We start from the raw sequence: 6,257 nt of genomic DNA on the forward strand, positions 1-6,257 counted from the left end.
GATCTCGCGCAGGTCGAACGACTTGCCGGACGGACCACGCACTTGCCCCGACCACAACCGGTTGCCGACAAACAGGTTATGGGTGATCCACTCGATCTCTTCCCGGTTCATCAGATAGTAGGTGCCCCACCAGCGCTCGAATTCGAGAAAACGCGCCGGCTCCGTTTCGATATTGGCGAACACGTGATAGTACTTGTCCCACCACGTGTTCGCGGGGTTCAGATACTCGAAGTTGCTGACGAGGTTAGCGCCATCGAACTTGCCGTTGCCGAGATCCGCAGCCAGTGAGGACAGCCAGGTGCCGCCGAGCATACCCCCGGCATACCGCATCGGATTGGGCGCCTCGCCCTCGTTCCATGCCCCGCTCCAGTAAGACATCGGAGCGCCGTTGACGACGATGGGGCCGGTATCTTCCGGGGAGGAACTGGCGAGCATCATCGCGGCCCAGCCGCCCTGACAGTTCCCGACGACTGCGGGCTTCGGGCTGTCCGGATGCAGTTCGCGCACTTTTCGCACGAACTGCTGTTCGGCTGCGCACACGTCGAGCAGCGTCTGCCTGGGTTCGGGCTCCCGGAAGAACGCGACGAAATAGACAGGATGCCCCCCGCGCAGCGCAACGCCGACCTGTGAATCGTCCTTGAAGCCGCCGATACCCGGACCGTGTCCCGCGCGCGGATCAATGATCAGATAAGGACGCTTTTTCACGTCGATCTCGACACCTTCTGGTGCCTTGATCGCCAACAGGACGTAGTTGACTGGGCGCTCGAAGTGCCTCGCATCGAGCACCACGTCATAGTCAAAATGCAACGCCGGCTTGAATCCCTGCTTGCTGCGCTCGATGAACTCGTTGCCGCGTTGACGCAAGGTGTCCCAGAACAAGACCGACCGCTGCGCGACATCGACTGCGTAACGCCACGCAGTCGACGCATCAAACTGCCCGGGGTTGGGAACGGGTTCACTGTCACCGCTTATCGCTTCGCGCGTCCTCTGCCCGAAACGCTCCTGCCCCTCGCTTAGGCGCTTGCGAAGCAGTTCGAAGATTTTCAATGCAATCTCGTTGTTTCGGGTCAGCTGTGTCATCTGATCCATCCGTGGATCTCCTTAAAGGAAGCGATGTAACCTGGGCCATGTTCTCCCCATTGCCTGAGCGCAGAGAGGAACGCCTGATGCTGCGTCACTGCGCCACGTGTCGCATGTCATTCCGACCATTTGGTCATTATGACCATGGACGGATTATATGGCGATGACGATGAAAAAAAGATTAACTACCGCCACCCGCGTCGCTTCGACGCAGCATGGAAAATGCGAACGGATGCGATTGGGGGGGCGCTGCCGGAAGATGACGCGCCGAGCAGCATTGAGGGGAGAATGGGCCACGCATGCAGGAGATACACGAGCGGTGTGATCTCGCGGAATTCGCATAAGCTTCCAATAGTTTGGCCTGCAAATTATTGATAGATCCCCGCAAGCTGAAATCGGTGTCGAGTCTGCCGTGGCTTGCAGTCGATACGGTGCAGACGTGGCGGCGTGCGCCGGCAACCGTTGCAAGCACGCGAGTCGCCCAAACTCACCCATCGCCGAACGCGACGATCAGTCTCTCTCGAGCCGCCAGATATTCAGGTCCGGTTACACCGTGACTCATCGCCGCCTGCAGAAGCGATGTCTGCAATGCAGCGCAGATTGACCTGAATGCCCAAACCGGGGCACGGATGTGGAGCTGCCCCCCCTCGCGGCCTGCCACCATCTGCATCGACGAAGAAGACCCTTACGCTGGTGCGTCGGCTCGCGCAGCAGCGTCGCAATGCAAGTCGCAACGCAACGACTCGGTGTTTCCCATCAAACTGTGTTGCAGCGCGTCAGCATGGAGCGGGGGGAGCTTAAATGCCCAGTTCGAAGAACTCTGCGGTATGGTCGATGAATGCCCTGACCTTTGCGGGTAACAGCGCGCGCCCGATATAGGCCAGTCGGACTTCAGCCGCCGTGTCGACGATCTCGAATTCTTCCAGCAGACGTACGAGTCGACCCTCCTTGATGTCCTGCTCCACAAGCGCGAAAGGAAGCAAGCCCACACCGAATCCCTCGAGAATGATGTCGCGATTGAATATCGGGTTATTTGAGGCTATTTCGTATTTGATGGGGACCGCGACGTTTTCCTGATCGATCCGGAAGGTAAGCGTTGGCTTGTGCATCGACGGCGGCACCGTGACGAACATATGATCTGCCAGCTCGGCAGGATGCCGCGGCGGCGGGCGCCTGCCCAGGTACGCCTGCGTTGTGACGATGACCAGTGGCAGCCGCTGGAGAAGCCGCGTCACAGCCAGATCGGTCGCCAGCATGAACGGTAGCACGATGCCCAGGTCGTACCCGTCGGCCGTCAGGTCGACAGATCGCTCGGTCAATGTGATATCGAGACTGACATTTGGATGTTTGCGCTTGAACGACGCCATCAACGGCGCAAGCCATGTCAACGCAGCCGTAGTGTGCGCTACCACGCGCAATACGCCCGCGGGTATTCTTCCATGACCTGCGGCGCTCGCTTCCATGCAGTCCAGATCGTCGAGAACGCGACAGCAACCCTCGTAAAAGTGCTCCGCGGCTTCCGTGAGCGAAAACTGCCGTGTCGAACGATGAAACAGTCGCGTGCCAAGACGCTCTTCCAGCGACGCTATCGAGCGTGAAACGACCGATGGTGACAGGTCCATCATTTCGCCCGCGCGCCGGAAGTTTCTCACTTCGACGATCATGCGGAAGAGACGCAAGCTTTCTATGTATTCCATGGTCTACGTTTTCGAGCATCTGGACGCATTGCTATCGCGACACATCGCGACCTCGTTCAACGATTCTCGACGGTGCGGCACTCTCGCCATTGCATCGGTGGCGTTTTTTCCATTGACTGGCGATACAGCACGGACGAAGCAAATTCCGCTAGCACTATCTGATTCAACGGGTCGGTCGCACTCTGCGGATAGCACAGGCTAACGAGCTGCATGCCTTCGCACAGGCTCACGAAGCCGAGCGCGAGCGCGTCCGCCCGCAGCGGCAATGCGTTGTCGCTTTCCGTCAGGAGCGTTTGAATGTGGGCGCTGACATGCAAAAGCTTCTCGTGCCGCAACGCATGAACGCGCTCGTGAAAGGCGCTGTCGCGACGTGCGAGGAGGTACGCCTCCACCCAAAGCGGAAAACATTCATGTTCACGGTGGGCGTGGACGAAGTGAGCGATCATGCGCGCCGTCGCTTGCTCAGGCGAGCCCTCTTGAAAGATCGCCCGCAGATCCGCCTGCGCCTCGTCGGCGTCGCGGCGCAACAGTTCCGCCAGCAGGTCCTGTTTGCTCCTGAAATTGGAGTAGAACGCGCCCCTCGTGTACCCGGCGGCCTCAACGATGTCCTCCACGCTCGTGGCAGCGAAGCCCTTCTCGAGGAACATGGTCCTTGCGGCGCCGTACAGGCGCTCACGGGTCTGCTCTTTTCTGCGCGCGTGGCTCAGGCGTTCGGGCTTCATGGCGTGGCTCAAGGCGATCTCTCCGTCCGCGCTCGTCTGCGCAAAGACGAACCTGTGAAATCGCCGTTTCTCGATGGCCCCGCTGAAACCGGATCAGGCTTCCCAGCGGCCAATCGACATTAAACTCATATCTGAGCGTTTTGTCAATATATGAATTGGGGGCGCGGGCGAGGCCTAAAGCGGTTTGCACCACTCCGCCGGCTCAGGCACTGGCGTGAGATTGGCGCATCAGTTGGCCTCGACCTCGCTGCGCGCCAGCGCGAGGCTGATTTCGCCCAGGTACACACTTTCGCCGACCACACACTCGCGCGACGCATTGCCAAGAGCGTGACGAATCTCGATCCGGTACATGCCACTATTTTTCTCGAGACCACCGAACCGAAAATCACCGAACGCGTCCGAAACAGTTTCTGCAACCCGTTGATCGCCCGAGTACAGAACAATCGCTGCGTCGGCGACGCATTCAACTACGCCCTCGACCGGAGCACTGACGCTTCCGCCTATGAAGCAGCTTTTCCAGCGTTTCAAGCCGCGATACCACACGCGAGGTCTTGTTTCCAGATTGGGCAGCAAAACCTCGAGCCCTTCACGTCGGGCTTTCTCCGCCATCGCGGCGTCATCGAGCTTGACGGCCTCAAAGACGCCAGTGGGACAAGCCTGCTCGCAACGCGGCTGCTGCCAACCCTGGTCGAGCAGATGCGCGTCGAAGATCCAGGTCTGCGGCAGTTGCAGTTCCGCGTTCCAGACGATCGCCTTGTACGGACAGGATTTAACGATGTCTTTGCGCCCTCTCGCCTTCTCCGGATCGATGATGACGATGCCGTCGGATCGTTTGCGGATCGCATCGCCACCGACGCGCATGCAGGGCGCGTCGTCGCAGTGATTGCACATCACCGGCAAGTACGTCGTTTCGACCATGTGGGAGTCGCCCTGCACACGGCGCAGGATGCGAATGGGACTGTCGGCACTGGCCGCGGCAGGCGCGGCGTACCCAGGAAAGTCATTGCCCACGTGCTCATCGCGTGCAGCGATGACGCAGTTCTGGCAGTTCTCACATTGCCCAACCTTGATAACGAGATTCCACTTGCTCATCGTGTGCTCCTCACGCTGCGCGACGGATCATGAAAGCCTCTGCGCCTTTCCACTTTTCAACCTGCACAAGACACGAATTCGGACTCATGCTGCTTGTACCCGCCGTCTGGGGCCGATCGGGGGTCAGCAAGTTGATGCAACCGCCAATTTCCACGCACTCGCCGTCTATTTCGATCACCTGGAACTCAGCACTCGCCTCGTAAGACTTGACCACGCCGGTGGTGACCAGAGGCGATACATCCGCCGCACAGATAACCGCAGCCCGGTCGTTGTACACCTTGACGAGATCTCGATGGGCAATGCCACGGGCCGCCGCGTCGACAGGACCGAGTCGCAGCAGCCAGAAGCGATGTCCGCCAATCAATGCACGATGATCTTCGATGCTGTTGACCGACGAGTTCTTGCCATCGCAATGGGTATGGAAACTGTAACGGCTATGCGTGGCGATCAGTTGCAGTGGATACCGCTGTGCCAGTGGGGAGCGCAAGCCCTCCCACGACGGGATGTATCGGTTCACCGGCGGTCGCTCGGGGTTATCCGCGGTGTGCCGCTTCAGCAGCTCGGGTACGAACTCGAGCTTGCCGCTCGGCGTCTGCAGACCCATGCCGAATGTTTCGGCATATTGCGACGGCATCGGATGCGGTTCCTGAATATCCTTGCGCCGGCCTTCTGCGAACCAGCGCATATCCACCGGATGTCGCAATTCCGGCTTTTCGGTCTGCACAACGAAATAGCCCTTGCGGCAGAACTCGCGCCACGAAATGTGATCCGGCAAATCCGACGAGGTGAATACCCGCTTGACCCAGTCGAGTTCACTGCAGCCCTCGGTGAACACGCTGCCGAGTCCCAGACGGGTCAGAATAGCGGTGAAGATGTCATAGTCGGAGCGAGACTCGCCCAAAGGTTCGATGCATTTATGCTGCAGCGTAATCATACGATGGTTGACCGTGTTGAAGCCGTGATGTGCGTAGCCACCGGAATTCGACCATTCGCCGATGTCCCACCGCTCCAGCGATGTGCATGCAGGCAGAATGATGTCGGCGAACTGCGCCTCGCCTTCCATCCAGATCGACTGATTGACCACGAACTCGATGCTCGTGTGACGGTAAGCGTCGGCCCAGCGCCCCGATTTCGTGACCGTGCTGAAGGCAGAACCGCCATAGCGATAGATCATGTGGATCGGCGAATAACCGGGCATCGGGTAACTGAACGGCGCGAACTGCGCTTCCTGGGACATGCCGTCCCACAGGTAGCCTGTCGCATGACCGTTGATGATGGCATCGGGCAACTGCTGCCGCGGCACCATCTGCTTGACCGGATTCATGGTCAGAATGTGCGGCATGCGTTGATAGTTGTTCACGGCATTCGCGGTCCACGCGAGGTCGCCCGACATGCCGCCGTCCGCGTACCCGGGAAAGTAAAAATGCAGATCGTGCGGAACACCGATCTCGAGACAGCCAAAATTCACGCCCGGCTTGCCCCATCCCTGCATCGCCATCATCATGATCATGCAGCGCGCCCATTGGGCTCCCGTCGCCCCGCGTCCAGCCCCGCCGAATCCCGCTCCCGTCATTCCGACGGCGAGATACACCTTCCTCGTTCCCCACTGCCGCGCGAGGGCTCGAACGTCCTTGGCGGGCACGCCGGTTTCCAGCTCCTGCCATTC

General features: G+C 59.6%; 5 protein-coding genes. All 5 read right to left on the minus strand.

Annotation, left to right across the window (positions count from 1 at the left end; all coding sequences use genetic code 11):
* Positions 1–1,089 (minus strand): DUF3141 domain-containing protein (locus tag VMJ11_RS31825; RefSeq protein ID WP_325624963.1); only part of this gene is annotated, 1,089 nt, incomplete at its 3' end.
* A gap of 788 nt (positions 1,090–1,877) precedes the next feature.
* The gene (locus tag VMJ11_RS31830) at positions 1,878–2,777 is read right to left on the minus strand and encodes a LysR family transcriptional regulator (RefSeq protein WP_325624964.1); all 900 of its coding nucleotides are present in this window, start codon (positions 2,775–2,777) and stop codon (positions 1,878–1,880) included.
* A 56-nt stretch (positions 2,778–2,833) separates the two neighbouring features.
* On the minus strand, positions 2,834–3,511 hold the full coding sequence (locus VMJ11_RS31835; RefSeq protein WP_325624966.1) for a TetR/AcrR family transcriptional regulator: 678 nt from the start codon (positions 3,509–3,511) through the stop codon (positions 2,834–2,836).
* A gap of 216 nt (positions 3,512–3,727) precedes the next feature.
* Entirely contained in the window at positions 3,728–4,591 is an 864-nt protein-coding gene (locus VMJ11_RS31840) for a 4Fe-4S dicluster domain-containing protein (protein WP_325624967.1), read from the minus strand.
* A gap of 10 nt (positions 4,592–4,601) precedes the next feature.
* Positions 4,602–6,257: molybdopterin dinucleotide binding domain-containing protein (locus VMJ11_RS31845; RefSeq protein ID WP_325624969.1), on the minus strand; the 1,656-nt coding region annotated here is incomplete at its 5' end.

Origin of the sequence: Paraburkholderia sp., assembly GCF_035501035.1 — a bacterium.
GTDB lineage: Bacteria > Pseudomonadota > Gammaproteobacteria > Burkholderiales > Burkholderiaceae > Paraburkholderia.

Coding starts and splice junctions, on each gene's coding strand:
- VMJ11_RS31830 (WP_325624964.1), bottom strand. CDS start 2,777: ATGGAATACATAGAAAGCTTGCGTCTCTTCCGCATGATCGTCGAAGTG.
- VMJ11_RS31840 (WP_325624967.1), bottom strand. CDS start 4,591: ATGAGCAAGTGGAATCTCGTTATCAAGGTTGGGCAATGTGAGAACTGC.